Below are 26,203 nucleotides of genomic sequence, written 5' to 3'. Positions count from 1 at the left end.
AAGCCCGGGTCTACTATCGCCAAAGCGAATTGTTCGAATCGAGGCCATTCCAAAATGGAATTCAAGCAACTGCGCAGCTTCGTCGAAGTGGTGCGCCAGGGCAGCTTCACCCAGGCCGCGCAGCGCCTGCACGCCAGCCAGTCGGCCATCAGCAAGCAGGTGGCCCAGCTGGAGCAGAGCCTGCACGTGCAGCTGCTGGAGCGCAGCGGCCCCCACGTGCGCCTGACCGCCGCCGGCGAAGTGGCGCTGCGCCGCGCCGAGGACATGCTGCGCCTGCGCCGCGAACTGCTGATCGAACTGGACGACCTCAGCCAGATGCGCCGCGGCGAACTGCGCCTGGGCCTGCCGCTGCTGGGCGCCGACGCCCTGTTCGCCTGGCGCTTCGCCGAATACCGCAAACGCTACCCGCACATCCAGGTGCACCTGGTGGAAGGCGGCAGCAAGAGCCTGGAGTTGGCGCTGCACGCCGGCGAACTGGAACTGGCCGGCGCGCTCACGCCGAACGACCCGGCCTTCGACTGGCAGCCGTTCTGCAACGAGCCGCTGGACGCCCTGCTGCCGGCCGCGCACCCGCTGGCCGGGCGCGAAAGCATCGCCCTGGCCGAACTGGCCGACACGCCCTTCCTGCTCTACCAGCAGAGCTTCACCCTCAACGACCGCCTGCTGCGCGCCTGCCGCGAGGCCGGCTTCGAACCCCGCGAGGGCGGGCGCAGCGGCCAGGCCGACTTCCTCGGCGCGCTGGTGGCCGCCGGGCAAGGCGTGGTGCTGCTACCACGGGTGGTGGCACAGGAAGTGGAACGGCCGGGGGTGGCGCGGGTGCTGCTGAGCGAGCCGGACCTGCGCTGGGACATCTGCTTCATCTGGCGCCGCGACGCCTACCTGTCCCATGCGGCCAAGGCGTGGCTGGCGCTGCTGGAGGAGTTTCCGCTGCATCCCATGGGCTGAGCGGGCATCGCGGACGGAGTTCGCTCCTACGCTTCCAGGAAGCACGGCTTTTCGTAGGATGGCGTTGAGCGAAGCGATACCCATCAGCGCAACCGCATGGGTTTCGCAAGCTCAACCCATCCTACGAAGAGCACCTCGGCGCAAGACAGTTGCTCCTACGTTGCAGGCGAGCACAGCTTCTCGCAGGAGCAGGCCCTGCCTGCGATTCGCGCGCAGGGCGCGCTCCTACAGGTGGGGCCCGCTGCAGGTCGTGCATCAACCCTTCAACGCAGCGATGAACTCGGCGATCCAGGGCTCGGCGTCGGTCTCCGGGGTGACCGTCTCGCTGGCGTCCAGGCGCAGCATCGGCAGCACCTCGCGCAGGCCCAGTTCGGCGTACAGCTCGCGCACCTGCTCGCCGCCGCCGCAGTAGGTGTCGCCGTAGCTGGAGTCGCCCAGGCCGATCACCGCGCCGGGCAGGCCGCGCCAGTTCGGCAGGCGGTCGCGCAGGGCGTAGTACAGCGGCTGGATGTTGTCCGGCAGCTCGCCCAGGCCGGTGGTCGAGGTGACCGTCAGGAAGGCGTCGGGCGCGGCTTCGATCAGCGCGTCCAGGGTGGCGCGCGGCTCGAACCAGGTCTCCAGGCCCGCGGCCTCCAGCAGGCGCCTGGCATGGCGCGCGACCTCTTCGGCGGTGCCGTAGACCGACCCGGACAGAATGGCGACTTTCATGGAAACTCCCGGTTCATGCGACAAACGCCCATTATGCCGCAAGCCGGCCACGGGTGTTCGCCGGCGCCGCCGGGCTGGTATAGTTTTTTCCCACCGCGCCGCTCGGATATGCCTCCGCCGGCGGTTTTCCACCTGCCACGAGGCTCGCATGAGCGCATCCCCGGCCCCCATCCTGATCACCGGCGCCAGCCAGCGCGTCGGCCTGCACTGCGCGCTGCGCCTGCTCGACGCGGGCCAGCCGGTGATCGTCAGCTACCGCAGCGACAAGCCCGGGCTGCAGCAACTGCGCGAGCGCGGCGCGACCTGCCTGTACGGCGACTTCGCCGACGAGGCCGGCATCCTCGCCTTCATCGACGAACTCAAGGCGCACACCGACAGCCTGCGCGCCATCGTCCACAATGCCTCGGCGTGGCTCGCCGAAACGCCCGGCCACGAGGCCGAGGCCTTCCGCGCGCTGTTCAGCGTGCACATGCTCGCCCCCTACCTGATCAACCTGCACTGCGCGCCGCTGCTGGAGCGCTCGCAGCCGGCCGACATCATCCACGTCAGCGACGACGTGGTGCGCAAGGGCAGCGCCAAGCACGTCGCCTACTGCGCCAGCAAGGCCGGGCTGGACAGCCTGACGCTGTCCTTCGCCGCGCGCTTCGCGCCGAAGATCAAGGTCAACACCATCGCCCCGGCGCTGGTCATGTTCAACGCCGGGGACGACGCCGACTACCGCGCGCGCACCCTGGCGAAATCCGCCCTGGGCATCGAGCCCGGGCCGGACGTCGTCTACCAGGCCATCCGCTACCTGCTGGACACCCCCTACGTCACCGGCACCACCTTGACCGTCAACGGCGGCCGGCACCTCAAATGACCGCCCGGCGTGGCGCGAGGAACCCTGCAATGACCGATTCCCTGTCCGCGAACTACCGCGAGATACTCCTGGGCCTGGGCGAGAACCCCGAGCGCGAGGGCCTGCTCGACACGCCCAAGCGCGCCGCCAAGGCCATGCGCTACCTGTGCCACGGCTACGAGCTGAGCCTGGAAGAGGTGGTCAACGGCGCGCTGTTCGCCTCGGATAACGACGAGATGGTGATCGTTCGCGACATCGAGCTGTATTCGCTGTGCGAACACCACCTGCTGCCCTTCATCGGCAAGGCCCATGTGGCGTACATTCCCACCGGACGGGTGCTGGGCCTGTCGAAGGTGGCGCGCATCGTCGACATGTTCGCCCGCCGCCTGCAGATCCAGGAGAACCTGACGCGGCAGATCGCCGAGGCGGTGGAGCGCATCACCGGCGCCGCCGGCGTGGCGGTGGTGATCGAAGCCCAGCACATGTGCATGATGATGCGCGGGGTGGAGAAGCAGAACTCGCAGATGTTCACCTCGGTGATGCTCGGCGCCTTCCGCGACTCCAGCAACACCCGCCAGGAATTCCTGCAACTGATCGGACGGAGCAAGTGAAATGACGCAATTGCAGCCGGGCATGGCGCGGATCCGCGTGAAGGATCTGCGCGTGCGCACCTACATCGGCATCAAGGAAGAGGAAATCCTCAACAAGCAGGACGTGCTGATCAACCTGACCATCCTCTACCCCTCGCAGGAGGCGGTGCAGGTCAACGACATCGAGCACGCGCTGAACTACCGCACCATCACCAAGGCGATCATCGCCCACGTCGAGGAGAACCGCTTCGCCCTGCTGGAGCGCCTGACCCAGGAAATCCTCGACCTGGTCATGGCCCACCCGGCGGTGCGCTACGCCGAGGTGGAAGTGGACAAGCCCCACGCCCTGCGCTTCGCCGAATCGGTGTCGATCGCCCTCGCCGCGCAGCGCTGAGCCGCGCGCGCCGCCTGGCCAACGGCCATTGCTGGCGCCCGCCCCCGCTCTTATCATCTGCGCAGCCCCGAAGAGCCCCGACGTCCCACGACGACGCGCCACGCGAGAGCCCGACCCCATGAGCAAGCCCGAACACAGCATCCTCGACCTCAGCCAGGAACAACGCACGGAACTGGAAGCCGCGGCGTTCCGCACCCTGGTGCAGCACCTGCGCAACCGCAAGGACGTGCAGAACATCGACCTGATGAACCTCGCCGGCTTCTGCCGCAACTGCCTGTCCAAGTGGTACAAGGCCGCGGCCGACGACATGGGCCTGGAGCTGAGCCCGGAACAGGCCCGCGAGGAGATCTACGGCATGCCTTACGCCGAATGGAAGGCGAAATACCAGAAGGAGGCCTCGCCCGAGCAGCAGGCCGCCTTCGACACCGCCAAGAAACACTGACGAGCCCGCCTTGATGACCCTCACCGATTTCCGCGCGCGCCTGCGCAGCGAGCAGCACCTGTTCACCGACACCCTGGCGTTCATCGCCGAGCACTACAGCTACAGCCCCAGCGCCTTCAGCAACGGCCCGGTGGAAAACCCGGCCGGGCAGAACGAGGGCTCCTGCAAGACCCTCGGCTTCGCCATCCTCGAGGGCCTGAGCCTGGAGGAAACCCTGCTGGCCTTCGGTGAGCATTACCGCGCGGTGCGCGATACGCCCGAGGGTACTGATCACGCCAATATCCGGGCGTTGCAGAATACCGGCCTGGCCGGCGTGCGATTCGAGCGTCAGCCGTTGTCGCGGCGGGGCTGAGGCCTCGGATACAGAAAAGCCCCGCTGATGCGGTAATGCTGTTCACTTAAGAAAGGATGCCGTTTCTCTGCCTGGGGGAAACGGTATTTTTCATTTGGGGTTATGGCCTGGCTCGCGAAGCTTGCCCCACTCCGGCCTTAAGCTCGTCATTGCCGCGAACAATACTTGCGCTGGCCCGAAGGGGAATAACCCAGTTGCCTTGGCTTGGGTGTTTCTGCGCCGCACCGAGTCTGCCCGACCGTCTTGTTTCGCCCCCTCGGGCGAGTCCCTTTTGTCAAACGCCACAAAAGGAACCAAAAAGGCTTGCCCCGCATACGGGCCCGATGGAGCCGGGCTACCCTCGCGAATTCCCCCGCCACGGAGGCCCGCCCCGAGGGTACGCCCCTGTAGCCCATCGGGGCTCTCGCGACATCCATGTCGCATGACCTCCTGAGCGCCGGTTTCGCTCGGCCTGCTGAAGGGGCGTTCCGGTGCACGCGGATGTTTCTCTGGAAGTCCTTACGGCGTTATCCGCCGAATCGCGGACAGAGTCCGCTCCTACGGTTCAGAGAGGCACGGGCGTAGGAGCGGACCTTGTCCGCGATTGAACTCAACGCCCCCGCCGGACACCCCGGTGGCACGAACGGCCCCCTCTCCCTTTGGGAGAGGGCTGGGGTGAGGGAGCGAAGCCAGGCTGGCGCACCTTCGCTGAACCACCACATATCGCTTAAGTGAACAGCATTACCGCGATGCGGGGCTTTTTCTTGGGGGCTGGAGGGCCTGGGGCTCATTGGTCAACGGTCTGTGCCGAAACGCTTTTCGTAGGATGGGTTGAGCGAAGCGATACCCATCACCGCCACCGCATGGGTTTCGCAGGCTCAACCCATCCTACGAAGAGCACCTCGGTGCAGCCGGCAAGACAGTTGCTCCTACGGTTCCAGGAAAGCTCGGGCCTCCCCCTCCCAAAAAGGAAAAAGCCCCGACCAGCGGGGCTCCGTCCTGCACGCCGGCTCTTGGGGCCGTTACAGCGAATCCAGGTAGCGCTCCACGTCCAGCGCCGCCATGCAGCCGGCGCCGGCCGAGGTGATGGCCTGGCGGTAGACGTGGTCGGCCACATCACCCGCGGCGAACACGCCGGGGATGCTGGTAGCAGTGGCGTTGCCATCACGGCCGCCGTTGACCACCAGGTAGCCGTCCTTCAGCTGCAGCTGGTTCTCGAACAGCGAGGTGTTCGGCGTATGCCCGATGGCCACGAACAGCCCGTCCACCTTCAATTCCTCGGCGCTGCCATCATTGTTGCGCAGGCGCACACCGGTGACGCCCATGTCGTCGCCCAGCACCTCTTCCACCCGGGCGTTGAGCTTCAGGGCGATTTTCCCCTCGGCTATACGGGCGCGCAGCTTGTCCTGCAGGATCTTCTCGGCGCGGAAGGTCTCGCGGCGGTGCACCAGGGTCACCTTGCTGGCGATGTTGGCCAGGTACAGCGCCTCTTCCACCGCCGTGTTGCCGCCACCGACCACCGCCACTTCGCGGTTGCGGTAGAAGAAACCGTCGCAGGTGGCGCAGGCGGAAACGCCCTTGCCCATGAACGCTTCTTCCGACGGCAGGCCCAGGTAGCGGGCGCTGGCGCCGGTGGCGATGATCAGCGCGTCGGCCGTGTAGGTGCCGCTGTCGCCCTTGAGCACGAACGGCTTGCCGGCCAGGTCCACGGCGTGGATGTGGTCGAAGACGATCTCGGTCTCGAAGCGCTCGGCATGCTCCTGCATGCGCTGCATCAGCGCCGGGCCGGTGAGGCCGTGGGGGTCGCCGGGCCAGTTGTCCACCTCGGTGGTGGTGGTCAGCTGGCCGCCGGCCTGCAGGCCGGTGATCAGCAGCGGCCTGAGGTTGGCGCGGGCGGCATAGACGGCGGCCGAGTAACCGGCGGGGCCGGAGCCCAGGATGATGACGCGGGCGTGACGAACTTCAGGCATGACTGACTCCTCGTCGAACAAGAAAAGGGAGCTGCCAAGGTACCTGGGGGAAGGCTGGGAGGAGCGGCAGCTCCCGCTAAACGCACAGATCGCGAGGAAGGCAGGGCCGTCAGGAGCGGGCGGCGCTGCCGTGGAGTCATCCACGGCCTGAAGTCTGTCAGACGTTTCCCAATACCACCTTGAGATAAGTCAGGGACATCCCGCTTCGCCGGCCGGCCAGTTCGCGACTGGAGATTGCCGCGCAGCGTATAGCCCGCGCGGGCCCAGGCGAAATGCCCAATCTCAATGCCTCCGATAGAGCCCCCCTATCTCCCGCGGCGGGCCAACTAGACTCAGGAGGTCCGCCCCTCTCCACCCGCCACCTGCGTGCCCGGCATGACCCTGAGAAACCGCCTGCTCCTGCTGTTCCTGCCGCTGCTCGCCCTCATCCTGCTGGGCATCTGGCAGCTGTCGGAACACATCCTCCTCGCACGCTTCGACCGCGACGACCGCCAGCGCCTGTACGACGAGGTGCGCGTGCTCGACAACCGCCTGGCCTTCGAGAAGAAGCGCCACCTGGACCTGCTGCGCAGCTATGCCTGGTGGGATGCCAGCTACCGTTTCGTGGCGCACCCCACGCCGGGGTTCGTGCGGGAGAACCTGGACATCGACATGCTCGGCAACCTGGGCTTCGACTTCGCACTCTACCTCGACCGCCAGGGCCGCGTCGTCGCCCAGCGCTGGGAGGAGGCGCGGCTCGCCGCGCCCCAGGCGATAGCCGGCGCGCCCAGCCCCGAACGGCTGCGCCAGGCCCTGCTGCGCAGCGCCCTGGACCTGGGCGTGCTGGACCTGCAGGGCGACCCGTCGCGCAGCCTGGCGCAATGGCTGCTGGTGGACGGCACCCCGCTGCTGCTGCTCAGCCAGCCGATCAGCGATAACCTGGGCCAGGCCGAGCCGGTCGGCGCCATCGTCGCCGGCTACCTGCTCGACCAGCGCCGGGTGAACGCCCTGCAGGAACAGATGGACGCGCGCCTGCAGGTGCAAGCCGGGGTGACGCCCGGCGACGGCTGGCGCGCCCTGCACGTGCCGGGGCGCAACGGCGGCGCGTTGCTGAGCCCGCGGCGGGTGCTGGACGCCGACACCCAGCAGGCCACCCTGCTGTTCCTCGATTCCGCCGATGCGCCGCAGTTCAGCCTGGCCATCAACAAGTCGCGGGTCGCCTACCGCCAGGGCCAGGAGGCCATCCGCCTGTTCCTCGGCATGACCTTGCTGATCACCCTCGCCGGCCTGCTGCTGGCCTACCTGGTCCTGGAATTCTGGGTGATCCGCCGCGTGCAGCGGCTCAACCGCGGGGTGGCGAACATCGGCGCCGACGCCGGCCCCGCCCGCCTGGCCGACATGGGCCGCGACGAAGTCGGCCAGTTGGCCTGCGAGGTCAACCAGATGCTCGAACGCCTGGAACGCAGCGAAGCCCGCGACCGCGCCATCCTCGACAGCATCCGCGATGGATATTTCGAAATGGACGACAGCGGCGTGGTGCTCACGGTGAACGCCGCCTTCTGCCGCCTGCTCGGCTACGCCGCCGAGGAAGTGGAAGGCCACTCCTACCGGGAGCTGCTCGACGAACAGGACGTGGCGCGCGCCCGCGGGCTCTACCAGCAGGTGCGCGACGGCGAGCAGGAAACCACCTTCGCCGCGCCCTTCAAGCGCCGCGACGGCCAGCGCATGGTCTTCGAGACGAAGGTCTCGCCGATAGTCGACGCCCAGGGGCAGTTCTGCGGTTTCCGCGGCATCCTCCGCGACATCAGCCTGCAGGTGGCCTACCAGCAGCGCCTGCTGGACCTCGCCTACCGCGACGCGCTGACCGGCCTGGGCAACCGCAAGGCCTTCGGCGAACAGCTGCCCCTGGCCCTGCAGCGCTGCGCCGAAGGCACCGGCCTGGCCCTGCTGTACATCGACCTGGACCACTTCAAGCCGGTCAACGACCGCTACGGCCACGCCGCCGGCGACGCCGTGCTGGTCGCCGTGGGCGAGCGCCTGCGCGGCAACCTGCGCCAGCCGGACATGGCCTTCCGCCTGGGCGGCGACGAGTTCGCCGTGATCCTCGAAGGCGTCGACTGCAGCACCGCCGAAGCCCTGGCCGGGCGCCTGCTGGCCTGCCTCAACCAGGACTACCACGCCGGCGAGCAGCGCCTGGAATTCCTCTCCGCCAGCATCGGCATCGCCCTCTACCCGGCCGACGCCGGCGACACCGATGGCCTGCTCCAGGCCGCCGACAGCGCCATGTACCGCGCCAAGCAGCAGCGCAACCACTACAGCCGCTACCGCGCCTGACCGCCACACAACAGGCAAAACAGACGGCTCGCGGCCCCGCGCCGGCCCTGCTAAGGTCGCAAGCTGGTTTCCTACGGAGATGTTCCATGCCCACCCTGAGCGGCCCGCAATACCTCGGCGAAGGCCTGAAACTCATGATGCGCCCGGGGCTGCGCCTGTTCGTGCTGCTGCCCCTGACGGTCAACCTGCTGCTGTTCGTCGGCCTGATCGGCTTCGCGGTGAACCAGTTCAGCCACTGGGTCGACTGGCTGATGCCCAGCCTGCCGCAGTGGCTGGACTTCCTGCAGTACATCCTCTGGCCGCTGTTCGTCCTGCTGGTGCTGCTGATCCTGTTCTTCAGCTTCACGCTGGTGGCCAACCTGATCGCCTCGCCGTTCAACGGCTTCCTCGCCGAGAAGGTCGAAGTGGTGGTGCGCGGCCAGGACGACTTCCCGGCCTTCAGCTGGGCCGAACTGGCGGCCATGGTGCCGCGCACCATCGCCCGCGAACTGCGCAAGCTCGGCTACTTCCTGCCGCGGGCCATCGCCCTGTTCGTCCTCAGCCTGATCCCCGGCCTGAACATCATCGCCGCCCCGCTATGGCTGGTGTTCGGCGTGTGGATGATGGCCGTGCAGTACATCGACTACCCGGCGGACAACCACAAGCTGGGCTGGAACGAAATGCTCGCCTGGCTGCGCAGCAAGCGCTGGGCCTGCATGGGCTTCGGCGGCATCACCTACCTGGCGCTGCTGATCCCGCTGGTCAACCTGGTCGCCATGCCCGCCGCCGTGGCCGGCGCGGTGCTGTTCTGGGTGCGCGAAGACGGCGACAAGGCGCTGGCCAGGCGCTGAGCCGGGCTTCCCCCACGCCGCCGCCATACCCGACAGCCCGTAGGATGGCGTTGAGCGCAGCGATACCCATCGCCACGGCCCGATGGGTTTCGCAAGCTCAACCCATCCTACGAAAAGCACCTCGGCGCAACCGCTCACGGACGGTTGCGCCTAATCCCATCGACAAACACGACGCCCCGTAGGATGGCGTTGAGCGAAGCGATACCCATCGCCACGGCCACGGCGTTATCCGCCGAATCGGGGGGCCTTCCCGCTTCACGCCGTGAAACGCAGCGCCGCGGTCAGGTCGCCCATGGGCTGCTGGCCGCGGGCGCGCATGGCGTCGTCGCGCAGTTTCAGGCCGTCGAGCTTCTCCAGGTCGAACACCCGGGTGATCAGGCGCAGGATCGAGCCGGTGTCGTAGACGGTGTGGTCCACCGTGCCGTGGCGGGCGAAGGGCGAGACCACCAGCGCCGGGATGCGCGAGCCGGGCCCCCAGCGGTCGCCCCTGGGCGGCGCCACGTGGTCCCACCAGCCGCCGTTCTCGTCCACCGTGATGACGATCACCATGTTCTGCCACTGCGGGCTTTCCATCAGGTGCTTCACCGCGCGCACGATGTGCCGGTCGCCGCTGGCCACGTCGGCGTAGCCGGCGTGCATGTTGAGGTTGCCCTGGGGCTTGTAGAAGCTCACCGCCGGCAGCTTGCCGGCGCGGGCGTCGGCGAAGAAGCGGTTGCTCGACGGGTCGTCGCCCAGGCCGCCGTCGCGCAGGCGTTTCGCGCGTTCCTCCGGGTGTTCCGGGCCCTGCTGGACGAAGTAGTTGAACGGCTGGTGGTGGTACTGGAAGTTGGGAATCTTCGGGATGCCGGCGGAGTTCCTGTACTGCTCGAGGGTGGCTTCCCAGGCGCCGGCGTACCAGGCCCAGTCCACGCCCTTCCTGCTCAGCTTGTCGCCGATGTGCTCGTGGCGCTGCGGCACCATCACGTTGGGTTGGTCCGGCAGCGCGTAGTCCGGGCGCTCGGGGTCGCGCTGCACGGTCGGCCAGTAGGGCGGGAGCATGGTGTTCACGCCGTAGCCGTCGGGGGTCAGGGCGCTGGGGCCGAACTTCGGTGCGCCGCCAGTGACACTGGCGGGCGAGTCGTCCAGCGGTTTCAGCCGCGGGTCGGCGGGGTTGTCGCTCATCAGCTGGGCGATCTGCGTGCGGGCCGGCGAGTTGTGCACGTCCGGGTACACCGGCGGGGTCGCCGCCACCAGGTATTGGTGGTTGAGGAAGGAGCCGCCGAAGGCGCCCTGGAAGAAGTTGTCGCACAGCACGAAGTCCCGGGCCAGGTCCCACAGGCGCAGGCTGTACGGGCTCTGCGCGTAGTAGCCCATGGGCAGCGCGCCGGAGTCGGCCCAGGCGACGAACATGTCGTTGCGCCCGCCGTTGATCTGCATCTGGTTCTGGTAGAACACGTGCCACAGGTCGCGGGTCACCAGGCCCAGGGGCAGGTCCTCGCCCTGCGGGCCCTTGAGCGCGAAGGGCGCGTTGGGCAGGTTCTGCTGGTACTGCACGCCCTCGGCGTAGTTCACGCCTTCCAGGGTCTGGCCGACCTGCAGCACGCCGCCGTACACCGGCGGCAGCTTGTCCAGCAGGCGGCCGTCGCGGTCGCGCTGCTGGTAGTCGGCCGGCTGCAGCGAAGACAGCGGTTTCTCCACGCCGGGGAAGTCGCCGAACAGGTTGTTGAAGCTGCGGTTCTCGGCGTAGATCACCACGATGTTCTGCACCTGCTCGCGCAGCGCCCGGTCCAACTCGGCGCCGCTCAGCTCGCGCACCGCTTCGGCAGCCTGCGCCGTGCCCTCGCCCACCAGGCCGGCCAGCGCGGCGCCGGCGCCCAGGGCCGCGGCGCCGCCGAGGAAGCGGCGGCGGCCGGCGTCCGCCAGTGGCTGGGCATCGTCCTGCCCGGGATTCTGATCGCGCTTGTCGCTCATCGACGGCTCCACCATGTCGGAAATCGCGGCACTCTAGCAGCCCCATGTGACAGGCGGACGAAGGCTCTATGACAGGCCTTTCCAAAAGCCTTGCGAGAATCCCCTGAATCCCCCGTCACATTTGTGCAACCCGGGCGTCACACGAGCTACACCGGCCGGGCGGAGACTGCCGTTCATGAGCACGACTCCCCTGCGCATCGCGCTGATCAGCGAAACCTTCCCGCCGGAAATCAACGGCGTGGCCAACACCCTCGGGCGCCTCGCCGCCGGGCTGCTGCAGCTCGGCCACCGGGTGCAGGTGGTGCGCCCACGGCAGCACGTCGACGACGGCCGCCACAGCGACGACGAGCTGCTGCTGACCCGCGGCTGGCCGCTGCCCGGCTACCCCGGCCTGCAGTGGGGCCAGTCGTGCCTGCACAAGCTGCTGCGGCACTGGCGGCGGCTGCGCCCGGACGTGCTCTACATCGCCACCGAAGGCCCGCTCGGGCTGGCCGCCCTGCGCGCCGCGCGGCGCCTGCGGATTCCCGCGCTGAGCGGCTTCCACACCAATTTCCAGCAGTACAGCGCGCACTACGGCCTGGGCCCGCTGACGCGCCTGGTGACGGCCTACCTGCGCTGGTTCCACAACCGCACCCTACGCACCCTGGTGCCCAGCGCCAGCCAGGCGCTGGAGCTGGAGCGCCGCGGCTTCGCCCACCTCGCCCAGCTGGCGCGCGGCGTGGATGGCCAACTGTTCCAGCCCGGCCGCCGCGACGATGCCTTGCGCCGCGAGTGGGGCCTGGGCGAGCAGGACATCGCCGTGCTGCACGTCGGCCGCCTGGCCGCGGAGAAGAACCTCGGCCTGCTCGGCCGCGCTTTCAACCAACTGCGCGCCGCCCACCCACAGCTGAAGCTGCGCCTGGTGATCGTCGGCGACGGCCCGCAGCGCGCGCAGCTCGCCCGCGAACTGCCGGATGCGATCTTCTGCGGCCTGCAACGCGGCGAGGAACTGGCCCGGCACTACGCCAGCGGCGACCTGTTCCTCTTCCCCAGCCTGTCGGAGACCTTCGGCAACGTGGTGCTGGAAGCGCTGGCCTCGGGCCTGGCGGTGGTCGCCTACGACCAGGCCGCCGCGGCCCAGCACATCCGCCACGGCCACGACGGCGCGCTGGCGATACCCGGCGACGAGGCCGATTTCATCGATGCCGCCAGTTGGCTGCTGGAAGACCGCGAGCACCTGCGCCGGGTGCGCCTGAACGCCCGCCGGCACGCCGGGCGCCTGGAATGGCGGAGCATCGTCGAACGCTTCGAGGGCTACCTGCTGGAGGCCATCCGCCAGCCGCTGCCGGCGCCGGCCAACGGCACCGGCGCGCTGGGCGCCGATACCGTGCGCAAGTGATCAGGCGAAGGGCTTGGGCTCGGCGGCGAACGACAGGCTCATGGCCCCGGCGCCGAGGTTGATGCCCCCGGTCGGGCTGAGCATGCCCAGGTGCATGGCGATGCCGCGCTCGCCGCAGGCCTGCTCCAGCGCCTCGAAGCCCGGCAGGTCGCGCAGCGCCGAAGGGTCGCCGGCGTAGCTCAGGCCGACGTGCGGGGCCAGCAGTTCGCCGGCCTCCACCCGCGCGCGGGCGAAGTTGAGCAGGCGCTCGGCGGACTTCTCGTAGTTCGGCGACACCGACACCGGCTTGTCCTCGCCCTGCACCAGGCTCAGCACCGGCTTCATGTCGAGCATCGAGCCGATGCCGAGGAAGGCGCCGCGCAGGCGGTCGCCGATGCTGCTGCGGTCGCCCTTCTGGAAACCGCGGCGACGCACGTGGCCCAGGTCGTTGGCGACCAGGAAGGTGTTCATCTGCTGGCTCAGCTGCTCCAGGCGCGTGCGGATGGCGTTGGGGTGCTGGTCCTCGCCGAGCAGGCGCGCGCCTTCGGCGGCCAGCACCGCCAGGCCGGCGAACACCGTCTGGCTGTCCACCACGCGCAGCGCGAAGGGGCCGTTGATGCCGGCCGCGGCGCGTTTCTCGCGGTAGTTCTGCAGCAGGCCGAAGGAGGCCTGGGTGGCGTTCTCGAAGATCGGGCTGCGCGCGCTGCTGACGGTCAGGCAGATGACGTAGTCGAAATCAGTGACCAGCTGTTCGAGGAACCAGGCCTGGGTTTCCGCGGCGGTCAGCGGCTCGCTGCCGTCTTCCGGGGCGACCTTGGGCAGTTCCTCGGCATAGAAGCGCAGGGTGGTGTCGGGGTCTCGATCGTCGATGATGCGCCGCTGGCCCACCCGGATACCGATGGGCAGGACGCGGATGTTGTTGGCAGAGAGGAATTCGGGGGGCAGGTCGCAGGTCGCATCCACCACCAGGCCGATCCGCATGGCTTAGCTCCTTTGGCCGTGTGCCGGCCTATTGTTGTGTGTTAGCCGTCCTACAATGCCTGTTTCCGACCTTCAAGTCAGCAGATCGGAAGGCCTACTTCGGAAAAGATTTGTAAATTTGGCGGAAATGGCCTTAGGAAAAGGACAAAAGAAACCGCCCGGGGAAGTGCCCCGGGCGGTCTTGTCGATCCGCGGCGATCAGGCCAGGGACATCAGCGCATCGCGGCTGAACGGCTTGATGTCGGCCAGGCGGCCGTCGCGCACCTTCAACGCCCAGTCCGGGTCCACCAGCAGCGCGCGGCCCACCGCCACCAGGTCGAACTCCTGCTTGCCCAGGCGCTCCAGCAGGCCCTCGATGCCCGAAGGCTGGGCCACTTCGTCGGTCTTGCCGAAGAAGGCCAGGAACTCGCTGCCGTCCAGGCCGACGTTGCCCACGGTGATGGTCGGCTTGCCGGTGAGCTGGCGCGTCCAGCCGGCCAGGTTGAGGTCCGAGCCTTCGAACTCGGGGATCCAGAAGCGGCGGGTCGAGCAGTGGAAGATATCCACGCCGGCCTCGGACAGCGGCGCGAGGAACGCCGCCAGTTCCTCCGGGGTCTGCACCAGGCGCGCGGCGTAGTCCTGCTGCTTCCACTGCGAGAAGCGGAAGATGATCGGGTAGTCCGGACCCACCGCCTCGCGCACGGCGCGGATCAGTTCGATGGCGAAGCGCGAGCGGTTGGCCAGGCTGCCGCCGTATTCGTCGGTGCGCTTGTTGCTGCCGTCCCAGAAGAACTGGTCGATCAGGTAGCCGTGGGCACCGTGGATCTCCACGCCGTCCATGCCGATGGCCTTGGCGTCGCGGGCGGCCTGGGCGAAGGCGGCGATGACGTCCTGGATGTCTTCCTTGGTCATTTCATGGACCAGCACCTGGCCGTCCTTGACCTTGCCGCTGGGGCCGTAGCCGGGGACGCTGGCGTCCGGCTCAACGCCCAGGCGGCGCACGGAACCCACGTGCCACAGCTGCGGGACGATCTTGCCGCCTTCGGCGTGCACCGCATCGACCACCTGCTTCCAGCCGGCCAGGGCATCCTCGCCGTAGAAGCGCGGCACGTTCGGATAGCCGTTGGCGGCCTTGTGGCCGACGGTGGTGCCTTCGGTGACGATCAGGCCGACGCCGGCGGCGGCGCGGCGGCGGTAGTACTCCACCACCTGGGCGTGGGGCACGCCGCCCGGGCTGAAGTTGCGGGTCATCGGGGCCATGACCACGCGGGTCGGCAGCTCCAGGTTGCCGAGGCGGAAGGGCTGGAACAGGCTCTCTACGGATGCGCTCACGAAGGTTCTCCAGGGGCGGCCGGGCGGCCCGTCCCGTCAGTGGGTTGCACGATGTTCAGGCCGCCAGCACCCGCTCCAGGCGGGCGATGAAGGCTTCCATGGGTTGCAGCGAGCCGCTCGCCTTCAGCCGCCCCAGCACGCCCTGCCAGGCGTTGGCGATGAAGTTGGCGAGGTTCTCGCAATCCTCGTCCGCGGCCAGCTCGCCGGCGCGCTGCGCCTCGGCCAGGCAGTCGCGGAGGATGTCGGCGCCGCGCTGGAGGATGGCGTCGACCTGGGCGCCGATGGCCGGCGACAGTTCGGCCATCTCGAAGCTGAGGCTGCCGATGAAGCAGTGGTACTCGGCCTTCTCCTGGCGGGCGAAGTGCGCCAGCAGCTCGGCGTAGTAGCCTAGGATGCGCGCGCGCGGGCCCAGCGCCGGGTTGCCCAGGGCCTCGGCGTAGCGCTGCAGGCGCGAGCCGTAGATGTGCTCCAGAGCCTGCAGGGCGAAGTCTTCCTTGCTCTCGAAGTAGTGGTAGAAGGAGCCCTTGGGAATGCCCGCGGCCTGGACGATGTCCTGCACCCCGGTGCCGTGGTAGCCGCAGCGGGTCATGACCGCCGAGCCCTTGGCCAGGATGAGGTCGCGCTTGTCGAGTCGGATGCTGGTGTTCATGGGGCGCAGGATATGACCGGTCGTCTCGCCCTGCCCAGCACTATTGATGGCGGTGATTCCGCGCCACAGGCAGCGGCTTCAGTGCCAGCTGACGTGCCGCTCCAGCGCGAAGCGCAGGCGCACCACGTCGAAGCCCTCCATGGGACAGCTGGCATGGATGAGGGAAACGCCGGCAGGATTGGCGCAAGCGCCCTCTCCTGCCGGTGCGCGGGCTCAGCCCAGGGCCTTCTCGATGGCCTGCACCAGGGCCGCGTCGTCCGGCGCGGTGCGCGGGCTGAAGCGCGCCAGCACGCGGCCGTCGGGGGCGAGCAGGAACTTCTCGAAGTTCCAGGTGATGTCGCCGGGGAACTCGGCGCCCTCGCCCGCCAGCAGGCGGTACAGCGGATGGCGCTCGGGGCCGTTGACTTCCAGCTTGGCCGACATCGGGAAGCTGACGCCGTAGTTCAGCGAGCAGAACGACTGGATGTCCGCCTCGCTGCCCGGCTCCTGGCCGGCGAACTGGTTGCAGGGCAGGCCCAGGACCACGAAGCCGCGGTCGCGGTATTGCTGGTAGAGCTTCTCCAGCCCGGCGTACTGCGGGGTCAGACCACACCTGGAGGCGACGTTCACCACCAGCACCACCTTGCCCTTCAATGGGGAGAGCGGCAGATCCTGGCCATCCAGGCCACGCAGAGTCAGATCGTGAAAAGCGCTCATTGGAGTACTCCTTGAATGAAATAGGCACACGAAGTGCCGTGCGCCCGGCCGGACAAGTCGTCCACGCGGCGCATCCCAGTCGGTTCGGGAAAAAGGCCCAGCGTCCGTGCATGCGAAAGGCGCCCTCAGGCGCCTTTCACGGGTACAAGCTTAGCAGCTCCGACCGGGTGTCACCGGGCCATCAATCGGCCCGACGAAACACCTCAGTGGTGGTGGCCGCCCTCGCCATGGATGTGGCCGTGGGCGACTTCTTCCTCGGAAGCTTCGCGCACGTTGACCACCTTGACCTTGAAGTTCAGGCGCTGGCCGGCCAGCGGGTGGTTGCCGTCGACGGTCACGTCGTCGCCGTCGATGTCGCGGATGGTGACGATCTGCATGCCGCCGTCCGGAGCGGAAGCGTGGAACTGCATGCCGACCTGCAGCTCGTCGACGCCTTCGAACATTTCGCGGCTCAGGGTGGCGACCAGCTCGGCGCTGTATTCGCCGTAGGCTTCGCCCGGCTCGATGGCCACGTCCAGCTCGTCGCCGACCTGCTTGCCTTCCAGGGCCTTCTCCAGACCGGAGATGATGTTGCCGGCACCATGCAGGTACACCAGCGGAGCGCCGCCGGCGGAACTGTCGATGACCTCACCTGCATCGTTGGTCAGGGTATAGTCGATGGAAACCGCCTTGTTGGCTGCGATCTGCATGGGGAAGAACCTTTCGGAAAAAGAAGTTGAGCGGACAAGTCTACGCCGGGCCGGGGATGAAAGCGACCCGAAGGCGGACGGATGGCCCGTGCGCGAGCCGCCGCGCCTGCTTGACTTCCATCAGGACGAGGACGGCCACTGGGTGGCAGTGTTGTCCTGCGGCCACACCCAGCACCTGCGCCACCAGCCGCCCTGGCAGTCGCGCCCCTGGGTGCTGGACGCAAAGGCCCGCGCGGCGCTGATCGGCCGGCCCTTCGCCTGCGGCTGGTGCGCCCGGGCAACCCACTCCGACGACAAGGACTGAGACGAGCATGGCGGCACGCAACATCCTGGTAATCAACTGCGGCAGTTCCTCGATCAAGTTCGCCCTGGCCGGCGAGGACCGCGAGGGCTTCGTCCTGCACGGCCTGGCCGAGCGCCTGGGCGAGCCCGGCGCGGTGCTCGGCTGGGTGCGCGGCGGCCAGCGCGACAGCCTGGAACTGGGCGACGGCGCCGGCCACGAAGTCGCCCTGGCGCGCCTGCTGCCGCTGGTGGAGCAGGCCGTGAAAGGCCCGCTGCACGCCATCGGCCACCGCGTGGTGCACGGCGGCGAGCGCTTCACCCAGGCCTGCCGGATCGACGCCGAGGTGCTCCAGGCGATCCGCGACACCGTGCCCCTGGCGCCGCTGCACAACCCGGCCAACCTGCTGGGCATCGAGGCGGCCATGGCGCTTTATCCACAGTTGCCCCACGTCGCCGTGTTCGACACCGCCTTCCACCAGAGCCTGCCGCCGCGCGCCTACCGCTACGCCCTGCCGGAGCCGCTGTACCGCGAGCAGCACGTGCGCCGCTACGGCTTCCACGGCACCAGCCACCGCTACGTCAGCCACCGCGCCGCCGAGATCAGCGGCCTGGCCCTGGGCGACAGCTACTGGATCTCCGCCCACCTGGGCAACGGCAGCTCCACCTGCGCCATCGCCGAGGGCCAGAGCCGCGACACCAGCATGGGCCTGACACCGCTGGAGGGCCTGGTGATGGGCACCCGCAGCGGCGACGTCGACCCCAACCTGCACAGCCACCTGGCGCGCACCCTGGGCTGGAGCCTGGAAAAGATCGACCACATGCTCAACCACGACAGCGGCCTGCTCGGGCTGTCCGGCCTGTCCAACGACATGCGCACCCTGGAGCACGCCCGCGAGCAGGGCCACGCCAACGCGGCGCTGGCCATCGAGGTGTTCTGCTACCGCCTGGCCAAGTCCCTGGCGGCCATGACCTGCGCCCTGCCGCGCCTGGACGGGCTGATCTTCACCGGCGGCATCGGCGAGAACTCGCCCCTGGTGCGCAACCTCACGGTGCAGCACCTGCACGTGATGAACCTGCAGCTCGACGGCGAGGCCAACGCCCGCTGCGTGCGCGGCGTCGAGGGGCCGATCCACACCCAGGGCCATCCGCGGGTGCTGGTGATCCCGACCAACGAGGAACGCCAGATCGCCCTCGACACCCTGGCCGTGCTCGGCTGAAGATTGCCTCCCCGGCCCCACAAGGGCCGCAGCGAACCCGAACGGCTTAAGGAGCCCGGATGCATACCTTCTTCATCGCCCCGACCGGCTTTGGCGTCGGCCTCACCTCCATCAGCCTCGGGCTGATCCGCGCCCTGCAGCGCGCCGGCCTGAAGGTCGGCTTCTACAAACCCATCGCCCAACCGCAGCCCGGCGACGACGGCCCGGAGCGCTCCAGCGAACTGGTGGCCCGCACCCACGGCCTGAAGCCGCCCACCCCGCTGCCCCTGGGCAAGGTCGAGCGGATGCTCGGCGACGGCCTGCTGGACGACCTGCTCGAAGGCATCATCCACGAGTACCGGGCCGCCGCCGAAGGCCAGGACGTGATGATCATCGAGGGCATGGTCCCCACCCGCCACGTCAGCTACGCCGCGCGCATCAACTTCCACCTGGCCAAGAGCACCGACGCCGAGGTCATCCTCGTCTCGGCGCCGGAGAACGAGACGCTCAACGAGCTGTGCGACCGCCTGGAGATCCAGGCCCAGCTGTTCGGCGGCGCCCACGACCCGAAGCTGCTCGGGGTGATCCTCAACAAGGTCCGCGACGTCGACGAGGAAGGCCGCCCGCTGGAAGGCGAGGCCGCCGCCCAGCGCTTCGCCTCGCGCCTGAGCGAGCACTCGGCGCTGATGCGCGGCGGCGAGTTCCGCCTGCTCGGCTGCATCCCCTGGCAGGACGACCTCAACGCCCCGCGCACCCGCGACGTGGCCGACCTGCTCAATGCCAGCGTGCTCAACGCCGGCGACTACGAGCAGCGCCGGGTGCAGAAGATCATCCTCTGCGCGCCCTCGGCGCCGAACACCGTGCACCTGCTCAAGCCCGGCGTGCTGGTGGTGGTGCCGGGCGACCGCGACGACATCATCCTCGCCGCCTGCCTGGCGGCGATGAACGGCGTGCCCCTGGCCGGCCTGCTGCTGTGCAGCGGCCTGGCGCCGGACGCGCGGATCATGGAGCTGTGCCGCAGCGCCCTGCAGAGCGGCCTGCCGGTGCTGACGGTGAACACCGGCTCCTACGACACCGCCGGCGACCTGACGCGGATGAACAAGGAAATCCCCATCGACGACCGCGAGCGCGCCGAGCACGTCACCGAATACGTCGCCGGGCACATCGACTTCGAATGGCTGCGCGAGCGCTGCGGCGCGCCCCACGAGCCGCGCCTGTCGCCGCCGGTGTTCCGCTACCAGCTGACGCAGCGCGCCGCCCGCGCCGGCAAGCGCATCGTCCTGCCCGAGGGCAGCGAGCCGCGCACCGTGCAGGCGGCGGTGATCTGCCACGCCCGCGGCATCGCCCGCTGCGTGCTGCTGGCCAAGCCCGACGACGTCCAGGCGGTGGCTCAGATGCTCGGCATCGCCCTGCCGGCGGACCTGGAGGTCATCGACCCGGACCTGGTGCGCAGCCGCTACGTCGAGCCCATGGTGAAGCTGCGCAAGGGCAAGAACCTCAACGCGCCCATGGCCGAGCAGCAGCTGGAAGACAACGTGGTGCTGGGCACCATGATGCTCGCCCTGGAGGAAGTGGACGGCCTGGTCTCCGGCGCCATCCACACCACCGCCAACACCATCCGCCCGGCGCTGCAGCTGATCAAGACCGCGCCGGGCTACAACCTGGTGTCCTCGGTGTTCTTCATGCTGCTGCCCGACCAGGTGGTGGTCTACGGCGACTGCGCGGTGAATCCCGATCCTTCGGCCAGTGACCTGGCGGAGATCGCCCTGCAGAGTGCCGACTCGGCGCAGGCCTTCGGCATCGTCCCGCGGGTGGCGATGATCAGCTACTCCACGGGGGACTCGGGAACCGGCGCGGATGTCGAGAAAGTGCGGGAAGCGACACGCATCGCGCAGGAAAAACGCCCCGATCTGTTGATCGACGGGCCCTTGCAGTATGATGCCGCCGCCGTCGCCGGCGTCGGCCGCCAGAAGGCCCCCGACAGCCCGGTGGCCGGCCGCGCCACGGTGTATGTGTTCCCCGACCTGAACACCGGGAACACCACCTACAAGGCGGTGCAGCGCAGCGCCGACTGCATCAGCATCGGCCCCATGCTGCAAGGCTTGCGCAAGCCGGTGAACGACCTGTCGCGCGGCGCCCTGGTGGAAGACATCGTCTACACCATCGCGCTCACCGCGATCCAGGCCGACACGCAACAGACCTGATCCAGGGAGGGCCGCCCAGCGGCGGCCCAGGCCAACGCCGGCACAGGAAAGTGCCACCCGAAACGACGGGGCCGGGACCCCGACCACGCGCCGCGCAGAGCGTCGCCCATGTACAAGGAACATCCATGCTCAACTTCCTTCCCCATGCCCTGCGCGGCTCGCTCGCCGGCCTGCTGCTGATCCTCAGCACCCTGTGCTGGTGCGTCCCGCTGTTCGGCATGACGCTGTTCAAGCTGCTGCTGCCCTTCGCCCCGGCCCAGGCGCTGTGCCGGCGGATCATGGGGCTGATCGCCGAAGGCTGGATCAGCTGCAACAAGGGCTGGATGAACCTGGTGCAACGCACCGGCTGGAACGTCCAGGGCCTGGAAGGCCTGGAGTACGACCATTCCTACCTGGTCACCAGCAACCACCAGAGCTGGGTCGACATCCTCGTCCTGCAGTACCAGCTCAACCGGCGCATCCCGCTGCTGCGCTTCTTCCTCAAGCAGCAGTTGATCTGGGTGCCCGTCATCGGCCTGTGCTGGTGGGCGCTGGATTTCCCCTTCATGAAGCGCTACAGCAAGGCCTACCTGGCGAAACACCCGGAGAAGCAGGGCCAGGACCTGGCCACCACCCGCAAGGCCTGCGCCAAGTTCAAGCGTATCCCGGTGGCCATCTTCAACTTCCTCGAAGGCACCCGCTTCACCCGCGCCAAGCACGACGAGCAGGGCTCGCCGTTCCAGCACCTGCTCAAGCCCAAGGCCGGCGGCATCGCCTTCGTCCTCGACGCCATGGGCGAGCAGCTGCGCACCCTGGTCAACGTGACCATCCACTACCCCGACGGCAGCCCGACCTTCTGGTGCCTGCTGTCCGGGCGCCTGAAGCGCGTGGTGGTGCGCTTCGAGGAGCTGGAGATTCCGCGGCAGTTCATTGGCAAGAGCTACGACCAGGATGCGGATTACCGGGCGGAGTTCCAGCGCTGGGTGAACCAGCTGTGGGAGCGCAAGGATCAGGTGCTGGCGCAGTTGCACCGGGAGTATCCGGCGGGGGCTTGAGGGGGTGCGCTTTTCGGGTGGGGCCGCATACGCCGAGGCGCTTTTCGTAGGATGGGTTGAGCTTGCGATACCCATCGAACCCTGGTGATGGGTATCGCTTCGCTCAACCCATCCTACGGGGCTTGGCGCGGGTTGTGGTGAAGGTGAAACGGCGGATAACTGCGAACGGTTATCCGCCCTACGTCACGGTCAAGCCTGGCGTAGGGCGGATAACGCCTACGGCGTTATCCGCCGAATCGCCGACCACGCCGGACGCCCCGGTGGCACGACCAATACCCCTGTCCCAACAAAAAGCCCGCCAACCGGCGGGCTTTCTTCATCCAGGCAACGCTTACTGATACTGCTGCTGGCCACCCTGCGGCGCGGTGCCCTGGGCGCCCGGCAGGGCCTTCAGGTTCACCTCGACGCGACGGTTCTGCGCACGACCATCAGCAGTGGAGTTACTGGCAATCGGCTGGTCCGGCCCCATGCCGCGGGTGCTCACGCGGGTGCCGTCGACGCCTTGCGAAGTCAGGTAGGTCGCCACGCTCTGCGCCCGGCGCTGCGACAGGTCCATGTTGTGCTGGCGGCTGCCGGTGCTGTCGGTGTAGCCGACGATCTCGATGCTGTTCTGGTTGAACTGCTTGAAGGAGTTCGCCAGGTTGTTCAGCGGCGCGTAGAAGGACGGAGCGATGTTCGCCGAGTCGGTGGCGAAGGTGATGTTGCCCGGCATGATCAGCTTGATGTCATCGCCCTGGCGCTGCACCTGCACGCCGGTACCCTGCATCTGCTGGCGCAGCTGGGCTTCCTGCTTGTCGGCGTAGTAGCCGTAGCCGGCGCCGGCCATGCCGGCCACCGCGGCGCCGATCAGCGCGCCCTTGCCGCGGTTGTCGTGGTTGATCGCCGCGCCGGCCACGGCGCCGGCCAGCGCGCCCAGGCCGCCGTACTTGGCGGTCTTGCTCACGCCGCCCTCCTGCGGGACCTGGGTGTTGGGGTCATAGGGATTCTGCGAGGCGCAACCGGCCATGAGAGCGAAGGCGGTGACGGCCGCGACCATGGACAGACGACGTGCGGTGAACATGAAGGAGGACTCCTCGGATAGCGATACGCCCTTTCCCGGGCGGCAGGTTAGAGCTTGGAACGTGCAAAAGATTCCACAACAACCTTAAGCACGAATGAACGGATTCTCGCGCATTTCATCGCCCAGGCGCGTGTCCGGACCGTGGCCGGTGACCACCGTGGCCTCCTCGTCCAGGCTGTACAGGCGCTGTTTGATCGAGCGCTCGATGGTGGCGTAGTCGCCGCCCCACAGGTCGGTGCGGCCGATGCCGCGGCGGAACAGGGTGTCGCCGGCGATCAGCAGCCTGGCGCCGGGGAACCAGAAGCTCATCGAGCCCGGCGTGTGCCCCGGGGTGTGCAGCGCCACGCCGCAGCCGCAGGCCAGTTCCTCGTCGTCCTGCAGCCACTGGTCCGGCGAAGGCACCGGCTTGTAGGGCACGCCGAACATGCGGCACTGCATCTCCAGGTTGTCCCAGAGGAACTGGTCGCCCTGGTGCAGGTGCAGGGTGGCGCCGGTCTTCTCCTTCATCTGCCCGGAGGCGAGGAAGTGGTCCAGGTGCGCATGGGTGTGGATGATGCTGACGACCTTCAGGCCCAGGGCGTCGAGGCGCTGCAGGATCAGCTCGTGGTCGCCGCCCGGGTCGACCACGATGGCCTTCTTCGTCACGGGGTCGCCGATGATGGTGCAGTTGCACTGCAGGGGGCCGACGGGGAAGGTTTCGCGGATCAGCGCGGGCTGGGCGGCGTCCATGGGGGTATTTCCTGACAGGTTTCGACAAACGCCAAGGGTGACGGCAAAGCCGCTGCGCTTCAACTCCCCGTGTTCAGTCGGCGCGATAGTCGGTGGGCAGCTTGCCGGTCCACTTGCGGAACGCCCGGCGGAAGTTCGACGGGTCGTTGAAGCCCAGCAGCAGGGCGATCTCGTACAGCGGCAGGTGGGTGGTGGTGAGGTATTGCAGGGCCAGGCGCTTGCGCACGTCGTCCAGCACCTGCTGGTAGGTGGTGCCCAGGCTGGACAGGTGCCGGCGCAGGCTGCGGCCGCTGGTGTGCAGCTCACGGGCGGCGGTGTCCAGGTCGGGGAACTCGCCGGGGCGCGCCAGCAGCAGGCGACGGATGCGGGTGAGCAGGCCTTCCTGCACGTCCAGGCTGGCCAGCAAGGCCTCGCACTGCTGCTCGCACATCTGCACCGTGGCCGGGTTGGCCAGGGCCATGGGGCGGTTGAGGTATTCCCGCGGCAGGCTGATGAAGTGGAACGGCTGGTCGAAGGCCGCCGCCACGCCGAACACCTCGGTGTAGCGCTCGGCGTAGGGCGGCGCGGGGAAGGCGAAGCCGACCTCCACGCCCTGCAGCGGCTCGCCGACGAGGAAGCGGGCGATGGTGTACAGGCTGGTCATCAGGCCCTCGCCGGCGAAGCGCTGCATGGGCCCCAGGGGAATCGACTCGCTGGCGCGCAGCTGCGAGCGGTCCTGCTCCTCGACGCGCTCCAGGTCGTAGGCCAGGCCCAGCACGCGGTAGTACTTGAGGGCGAAGTCGATGGCCTTTTCCAGGTTGGCGCTGGACAGCACCGCGTAGCCGAGGATGCCGTGGGTGGAGACGTTCAGGCGCTGGCCCAGCAGCAGGCCGAAGGCCGGCTCGCCGCAGTTGGCCAGGGCGGCGCCGGCGAGCAGGTTGAAGTCGACGAAGGACAGGCGCCCGGCCGGGCTTTGCAGCACTTCGGGGCGCACCCGGGCCAGTTCGAGCAGGCGCTGGCGCGGCACGCCGAGCTCCTCGGCGAGGTCGAGCAGGGCCTGGGCGTAGGCCACGGGAACCAGTTCGGCGGTGAAGTTGAGCGGTTGCTTCATGGGCTTCTTCTTGTTCTGACCGCTGGCCGGATATGACCGGAAAGTTGGCAGAAGATAACCTTGTGAGCCTTCCCCCGCAAGCCCAAGATCGGTGTCATGGAAACCCACAACAATGGAGCCGTCATGGCCAGCACGACCCCCGCAGGACTGGAAATCAAGCCACGGCACATGGACTTCGAGCTGCCCGATCCGCTGCCGCGCCACTGGCACGGCGGGGACGCCTTCAAGTCGCACCTGTTCGACGCCATGTCGGTGCTCTTCCCCGATGGCGAGCGCTTCTTCATCGACTCGGTGCGCAACTTCCGCGAGCAGATCGCCGACCCGCTGCTCAAGGAGCAGATCCGCGGCTTCATCGGCCAGGAAGGCCACCACAGCCGCGAGCACCTGGTGTACAGCCAGCGCCTGAAGGACCAGGGCTACGACATCACGCGCATCGAGAAGCTGGCCCAGGCGCGCATCCGCTACACCCAGAAGAAGTTCAGCACCCGCCGCCAACTGGCGGCCACCGCGGCGCTGGAGCACATCACCGCGATCATGGCCAACGGCCTGCTCACCAACCCGCGCACCCTGGAAGGCGCCGAGCCGGTGATGCAACGCCTGTGGCGCTGGCACGCGCTGGAGGAAACCGAACACAAGGCGGTGGCCTTCGACGTCTACAACCAGGTCTGCGGCAGCCGCCGCCTGCTGCGCCGGGCGATGGTGATGGCGACCTTCTTCTTCGTCCTCGACACCTTCCGCGGCCTGGTGCACATGCTCAAGCGCGACGGCCTGCTGTGGAACTGGCGCGTGTGGCGCGACGGCCTGAAATGGAGCTGGGGCAAGGACGGCGTGTTCCGCCCGCTGCTGCGCGAATACCGCGACTTCTTCCGCAAGGACTTCCACCCGTGGCAGCACGACAACCTCGACCTGCTGTACCAGGTGCGCAAGGAATACGATGCGCAGCCGATGGTGCATGCGGGCTGATTCCGGCTTTCCCACAACGCCCCGCCTCGTCGGGGCGTTGGTGTTACGGCTTTTCGTAGGATGGCGTTGAGCGAAGCGATACCCATCACCATGGCCCGATGGGTTTCGCAAGCTCAACCCATCCTACGAAAAGCACCTCGGCGCAGCCTGCGCCTATGTCCGCACGAGAGGCGTTTCCCCTGCACAACGAAAAAGCCCCGGCGAACCGGTAATGCTGTTCACTTAAGCAATATGTGGTGGTTCAGCGAAGGTGCGCCAGCCTGGCCTCGCTCCCTCACCCCAGCCCTCTCCCAAAGGGAGAGGGGGCTGTTCGGAGCGTGCGGGGAGTTCGGCGTCATCCCGGAACGCCTACCTCTTCTCGTCATTCCCGAGAACGCGAGCCCTGGGTTCGCGAGCAAGCTCGCTCCTACAAAAAGCCAAAGCGCATTGGCTCTGGCTTTTGCTCTTGAGACTTCCAGAGAAACATCCGCGCACTCCGAAACGCCCCTTCAGCAGGCCGAGCGAAACCGGCGCTCAGGAGGTCATGCGACATGGATGTCGCGAGAGCCCCGATGGGCTACAGGGACGTACCCTCGGGGCGGGCCTCCGTGGCGGGGGGAATTCGCGAGGGTAGCCCGGCTCCATCGGGCCCGTATGCGGGGCAAGCCTTTT

At 68.1% G+C, this 26,203-nt stretch carries 25 protein-coding genes; 14 read left to right on the top strand and 11 right to left on the bottom strand.

What is annotated here, in order from left to right:
* Positions 1-54 precede the first annotated feature (54 nt).
* The gene (locus tag PM1_RS05180; RefSeq protein ID WP_009616049.1) at positions 55-945 is read left to right on the top strand and encodes a LysR family transcriptional regulator; all 891 of its coding nucleotides are present in this window, start codon (positions 55-57) and stop codon (positions 943-945) included.
* Between the two features lie 255 nt (positions 946-1,200).
* Here the strand turns inward: PM1_RS05180 and PM1_RS05175 are convergent, their stop codons facing one another.
* Positions 1,201-1,653, bottom strand: a complete 453-nt coding sequence (locus PM1_RS05175) for a flavodoxin (protein WP_009616048.1) — start codon at positions 1,651-1,653, stop codon at positions 1,201-1,203.
* A 148-nt stretch (positions 1,654-1,801) separates the two neighbouring features.
* Here PM1_RS05175 and folM point away from each other — a divergent pair, with 148 nt between their 5' ends.
* The 5 genes from folM to PM1_RS05150 all read left to right on the top strand — a co-directional run bounded on the left by folM (position 1,802) and on the right by PM1_RS05150 (position 4,269).
* A complete protein-coding gene (folM, locus tag PM1_RS05170) occupies positions 1,802-2,512 on the top strand; it encodes a dihydromonapterin reductase (RefSeq protein ID WP_009616047.1) in 711 nt (236 codons plus the stop codon).
* Between the two features lie 29 nt (positions 2,513-2,541).
* Positions 2,542-3,102, top strand: coding sequence for a GTP cyclohydrolase I FolE (gene folE / locus PM1_RS05165; RefSeq protein WP_009616046.1), 561 nt, complete (start codon positions 2,542-2,544; stop codon positions 3,100-3,102).
* Between the two features lies 1 nt (position 3,103).
* On the top strand, positions 3,104-3,475 hold the full coding sequence (gene folX / locus PM1_RS05160) for a dihydroneopterin triphosphate 2'-epimerase (RefSeq protein WP_009616045.1): 372 nt from the start codon (positions 3,104-3,106) through the stop codon (positions 3,473-3,475).
* A gap of 118 nt (positions 3,476-3,593) precedes the next feature.
* The gene (locus PM1_RS05155) at positions 3,594-3,917 is read left to right on the top strand and encodes a DUF1244 domain-containing protein (protein ID WP_009616044.1); all 324 of its coding nucleotides are present in this window, start codon (positions 3,594-3,596) and stop codon (positions 3,915-3,917) included.
* A 13-nt stretch (positions 3,918-3,930) separates the two neighbouring features.
* Positions 3,931-4,269, top strand: a complete 339-nt coding sequence (locus PM1_RS05150) for a HopJ type III effector protein (RefSeq protein WP_009616043.1) — start codon at positions 3,931-3,933, stop codon at positions 4,267-4,269.
* Between the two features lie 1,001 nt (positions 4,270-5,270).
* Here PM1_RS05150 and trxB read toward each other — a convergent pair.
* The gene (gene trxB, locus PM1_RS05145) at positions 5,271-6,218 is read right to left on the bottom strand and encodes a thioredoxin-disulfide reductase (protein ID WP_009616042.1); all 948 of its coding nucleotides are present in this window, start codon (positions 6,216-6,218) and stop codon (positions 5,271-5,273) included.
* 375 nt (positions 6,219-6,593) lie between these two features.
* Here trxB and PM1_RS05140 point away from each other — a divergent pair, with 375 nt between their 5' ends.
* Positions 6,594-8,531, top strand: coding sequence for a sensor domain-containing diguanylate cyclase (locus PM1_RS05140; protein WP_009616041.1), 1,938 nt, complete (start codon positions 6,594-6,596; stop codon positions 8,529-8,531).
* 86 nt (positions 8,532-8,617) lie between these two features.
* Positions 8,618-9,361 (top strand): sulfate transporter CysZ, encoded by a 744-nt coding sequence (gene cysZ / locus PM1_RS05135; protein WP_009616040.1) that lies wholly within the window; start codon positions 8,618-8,620, stop codon positions 9,359-9,361.
* Positions 9,362-9,616: 255 nt separating this feature from the next.
* Here cysZ and PM1_RS05130 read toward each other — a convergent pair whose 3' ends face one another.
* On the bottom strand, positions 9,617-11,311 hold the full coding sequence (locus PM1_RS05130; protein ID WP_009616039.1) for an acid phosphatase: 1,695 nt from the start codon (positions 11,309-11,311) through the stop codon (positions 9,617-9,619).
* A gap of 175 nt (positions 11,312-11,486) precedes the next feature.
* On the opposite strand from PM1_RS05130, the gene PM1_RS05125 reads away from it, so the two are divergent.
* Positions 11,487-12,689, top strand: a complete 1,203-nt coding sequence (locus PM1_RS05125) for a glycosyltransferase family 4 protein (RefSeq protein ID WP_009616038.1) — start codon at positions 11,487-11,489, stop codon at positions 12,687-12,689.
* Here PM1_RS05125 and PM1_RS05120 read toward each other — a convergent pair whose 3' ends face one another.
* The 5 genes from PM1_RS05120 to slyD form a co-directional block, all read right to left on the bottom strand.
* Complete coding sequence (locus tag PM1_RS05120) at positions 12,690-13,649, bottom strand: DegV family protein (RefSeq protein ID WP_009616037.1); 960 nt, start codon at positions 13,647-13,649, stop codon at positions 12,690-12,692.
* Between the two features lie 198 nt (positions 13,650-13,847).
* Positions 13,848-14,960: an NADH:flavin oxidoreductase gene (locus PM1_RS05115; protein ID WP_009616036.1), complete on the bottom strand. Its 1,113-nt coding sequence runs from the start codon at positions 14,958-14,960 to the stop codon at positions 13,848-13,850.
* 55 nt (positions 14,961-15,015) lie between these two features.
* Positions 15,016-15,609, bottom strand: coding sequence for a TetR/AcrR family transcriptional regulator (locus PM1_RS05110; RefSeq protein ID WP_009616035.1), 594 nt, complete (start codon positions 15,607-15,609; stop codon positions 15,016-15,018).
* 213 nt (positions 15,610-15,822) lie between these two features.
* Positions 15,823-16,305 (bottom strand): glutathione peroxidase, encoded by a 483-nt coding sequence (locus PM1_RS05105; RefSeq protein WP_009616034.1) that lies wholly within the window; start codon positions 16,303-16,305, stop codon positions 15,823-15,825.
* Positions 16,306-16,508: 203 nt separating this feature from the next.
* Positions 16,509-16,994 carry a peptidylprolyl isomerase gene (gene slyD, locus PM1_RS05100; RefSeq protein ID WP_009616033.1) on the bottom strand — a complete coding sequence of 162 codons (486 nt, stop codon included), beginning with the start codon at positions 16,992-16,994 and terminating at the stop codon, positions 16,509-16,511.
* Here slyD and PM1_RS05095 point away from each other — a divergent pair.
* The 4 genes from PM1_RS05095 to PM1_RS05080 all read left to right on the top strand — a co-directional run bounded on the left by PM1_RS05095 (position 16,963) and on the right by PM1_RS05080 (position 21,710).
* Complete coding sequence (locus PM1_RS05095) at positions 16,963-17,298, top strand: DUF3565 domain-containing protein (RefSeq protein ID WP_081884745.1); 336 nt, start codon at positions 16,963-16,965, stop codon at positions 17,296-17,298. The genes slyD and PM1_RS05095 overlap by 32 nt on opposite strands.
* Before the next feature lie 7 nt (positions 17,299-17,305).
* On the top strand, positions 17,306-18,493 hold the full coding sequence (locus tag PM1_RS05090) for an acetate kinase (RefSeq protein ID WP_009616031.1): 1,188 nt from the start codon (positions 17,306-17,308) through the stop codon (positions 18,491-18,493).
* Positions 18,494-18,552: 59 nt separating this feature from the next.
* On the top strand, positions 18,553-20,676 hold the full coding sequence (gene pta / locus PM1_RS05085) for a phosphate acetyltransferase (protein WP_009616030.1): 2,124 nt from the start codon (positions 18,553-18,555) through the stop codon (positions 20,674-20,676).
* Positions 20,677-20,801: 125 nt separating this feature from the next.
* Positions 20,802-21,710 carry an acyltransferase gene (locus PM1_RS05080; RefSeq protein ID WP_009616029.1) on the top strand — a complete coding sequence of 303 codons (909 nt, stop codon included), beginning with the start codon at positions 20,802-20,804 and terminating at the stop codon, positions 21,708-21,710.
* Positions 21,711-22,041: 331 nt separating this feature from the next.
* Here PM1_RS05080 and PM1_RS05075 read toward each other — a convergent pair whose 3' ends face one another.
* The 3 genes from PM1_RS05075 to PM1_RS05065 all read right to left on the bottom strand — a co-directional run bounded on the left by PM1_RS05075 (position 22,042) and on the right by PM1_RS05065 (position 24,589).
* Entirely contained in the window at positions 22,042-22,770 is a 729-nt protein-coding gene (locus tag PM1_RS05075) for an OmpA family protein (RefSeq protein ID WP_009616028.1), read from the bottom strand.
* 84 nt (positions 22,771-22,854) lie between these two features.
* Positions 22,855-23,499, bottom strand: a complete 645-nt coding sequence (locus PM1_RS05070) for an MBL fold metallo-hydrolase (protein WP_009616027.1) — start codon at positions 23,497-23,499, stop codon at positions 22,855-22,857.
* Positions 23,500-23,572: 73 nt separating this feature from the next.
* On the bottom strand, positions 23,573-24,589 hold the full coding sequence (locus tag PM1_RS05065) for an AraC family transcriptional regulator (RefSeq protein WP_009616026.1): 1,017 nt from the start codon (positions 24,587-24,589) through the stop codon (positions 23,573-23,575).
* Between the two features lie 123 nt (positions 24,590-24,712).
* Between PM1_RS05065 and PM1_RS05060 the strand changes: the two genes are divergently transcribed.
* Positions 24,713-25,552 carry a metal-dependent hydrolase gene (locus PM1_RS05060; protein ID WP_009616025.1) on the top strand — a complete coding sequence of 280 codons (840 nt, stop codon included), beginning with the start codon at positions 24,713-24,715 and terminating at the stop codon, positions 25,550-25,552.
* The last annotated feature ends 651 nt before the right edge of the window (positions 25,553-26,203 follow it).

This window comes from Pseudomonas sp. M1, assembly GCF_022760135.1.
GTDB lineage: Bacteria > Pseudomonadota > Gammaproteobacteria > Pseudomonadales > Pseudomonadaceae > Pseudomonas > Pseudomonas citronellolis.
The sequence above is the reverse complement of the archived record's forward strand: the minus strand, read 5'-3'. Positions and strand labels throughout refer to the sequence as shown.

Excerpts from the sequence above, each read along its gene's own strand:
- cysZ (WP_009616040.1), top strand. The coding sequence starts at position 8,618 with ATGCCCACCCTGAGCGGCCCGCAATACCTCGGCGAAGGCCTGAAACTC.
- PM1_RS05180 (WP_009616049.1), top strand. The coding sequence starts at position 55 with ATGGAATTCAAGCAACTGCGCAGCTTCGTCGAAGTGGTGCGCCAGGGC.
- pta (WP_009616030.1), top strand. The coding sequence starts at position 18,553 with ATGCATACCTTCTTCATCGCCCCGACCGGCTTTGGCGTCGGCCTCACC.
- PM1_RS05140 (WP_009616041.1), top strand. The coding sequence starts at position 6,594 with ATGACCCTGAGAAACCGCCTGCTCCTGCTGTTCCTGCCGCTGCTCGCC.
- PM1_RS05155 (WP_009616044.1), top strand. The coding sequence starts at position 3,594 with ATGAGCAAGCCCGAACACAGCATCCTCGACCTCAGCCAGGAACAACGC.
- trxB (WP_009616042.1), bottom strand. The coding sequence starts at position 6,218 with ATGCCTGAAGTTCGTCACGCCCGCGTCATCATCCTGGGCTCCGGCCCC.
- folM (WP_009616047.1), top strand. The coding sequence starts at position 1,802 with ATGAGCGCATCCCCGGCCCCCATCCTGATCACCGGCGCCAGCCAGCGC.
- PM1_RS05065 (WP_009616026.1), bottom strand. The coding sequence starts at position 24,589 with ATGAAGCAACCGCTCAACTTCACCGCCGAACTGGTTCCCGTGGCCTAC.
- PM1_RS05095 (WP_081884745.1), top strand. The coding sequence starts at position 16,963 with ATGGAAACCGCCTTGTTGGCTGCGATCTGCATGGGGAAGAACCTTTCG.
- PM1_RS05130 (WP_009616039.1), bottom strand. The coding sequence starts at position 11,311 with ATGAGCGACAAGCGCGATCAGAATCCCGGGCAGGACGATGCCCAGCCA.
- PM1_RS05120 (WP_009616037.1), bottom strand. The coding sequence starts at position 13,649 with ATGCGGATCGGCCTGGTGGTGGATGCGACCTGCGACCTGCCCCCCGAA.
- PM1_RS05070 (WP_009616027.1), bottom strand. The coding sequence starts at position 23,499 with ATGGACGCCGCCCAGCCCGCGCTGATCCGCGAAACCTTCCCCGTCGGC.
- slyD (WP_009616033.1), bottom strand. The coding sequence starts at position 16,994 with ATGCAGATCGCAGCCAACAAGGCGGTTTCCATCGACTATACCCTGACC.
- PM1_RS05060 (WP_009616025.1), top strand. The coding sequence starts at position 24,713 with ATGGCCAGCACGACCCCCGCAGGACTGGAAATCAAGCCACGGCACATG.
- PM1_RS05105 (WP_009616034.1), bottom strand. The coding sequence starts at position 16,305 with ATGAGCGCTTTTCACGATCTGACTCTGCGTGGCCTGGATGGCCAGGAT.
- PM1_RS05090 (WP_009616031.1), top strand. The coding sequence starts at position 17,306 with ATGGCGGCACGCAACATCCTGGTAATCAACTGCGGCAGTTCCTCGATC.
- folX (WP_009616045.1), top strand. The coding sequence starts at position 3,104 with ATGACGCAATTGCAGCCGGGCATGGCGCGGATCCGCGTGAAGGATCTG.
- folE (WP_009616046.1), top strand. The coding sequence starts at position 2,542 with ATGACCGATTCCCTGTCCGCGAACTACCGCGAGATACTCCTGGGCCTG.
- PM1_RS05150 (WP_009616043.1), top strand. The coding sequence starts at position 3,931 with ATGACCCTCACCGATTTCCGCGCGCGCCTGCGCAGCGAGCAGCACCTG.
- PM1_RS05080 (WP_009616029.1), top strand. The coding sequence starts at position 20,802 with ATGCTCAACTTCCTTCCCCATGCCCTGCGCGGCTCGCTCGCCGGCCTG.
- PM1_RS05075 (WP_009616028.1), bottom strand. The coding sequence starts at position 22,770 with ATGTTCACCGCACGTCGTCTGTCCATGGTCGCGGCCGTCACCGCCTTC.
- PM1_RS05125 (WP_009616038.1), top strand. The coding sequence starts at position 11,487 with ATGAGCACGACTCCCCTGCGCATCGCGCTGATCAGCGAAACCTTCCCG.
- PM1_RS05110 (WP_009616035.1), bottom strand. The coding sequence starts at position 15,609 with ATGAACACCAGCATCCGACTCGACAAGCGCGACCTCATCCTGGCCAAG.
- PM1_RS05175 (WP_009616048.1), bottom strand. The coding sequence starts at position 1,653 with ATGAAAGTCGCCATTCTGTCCGGGTCGGTCTACGGCACCGCCGAAGAG.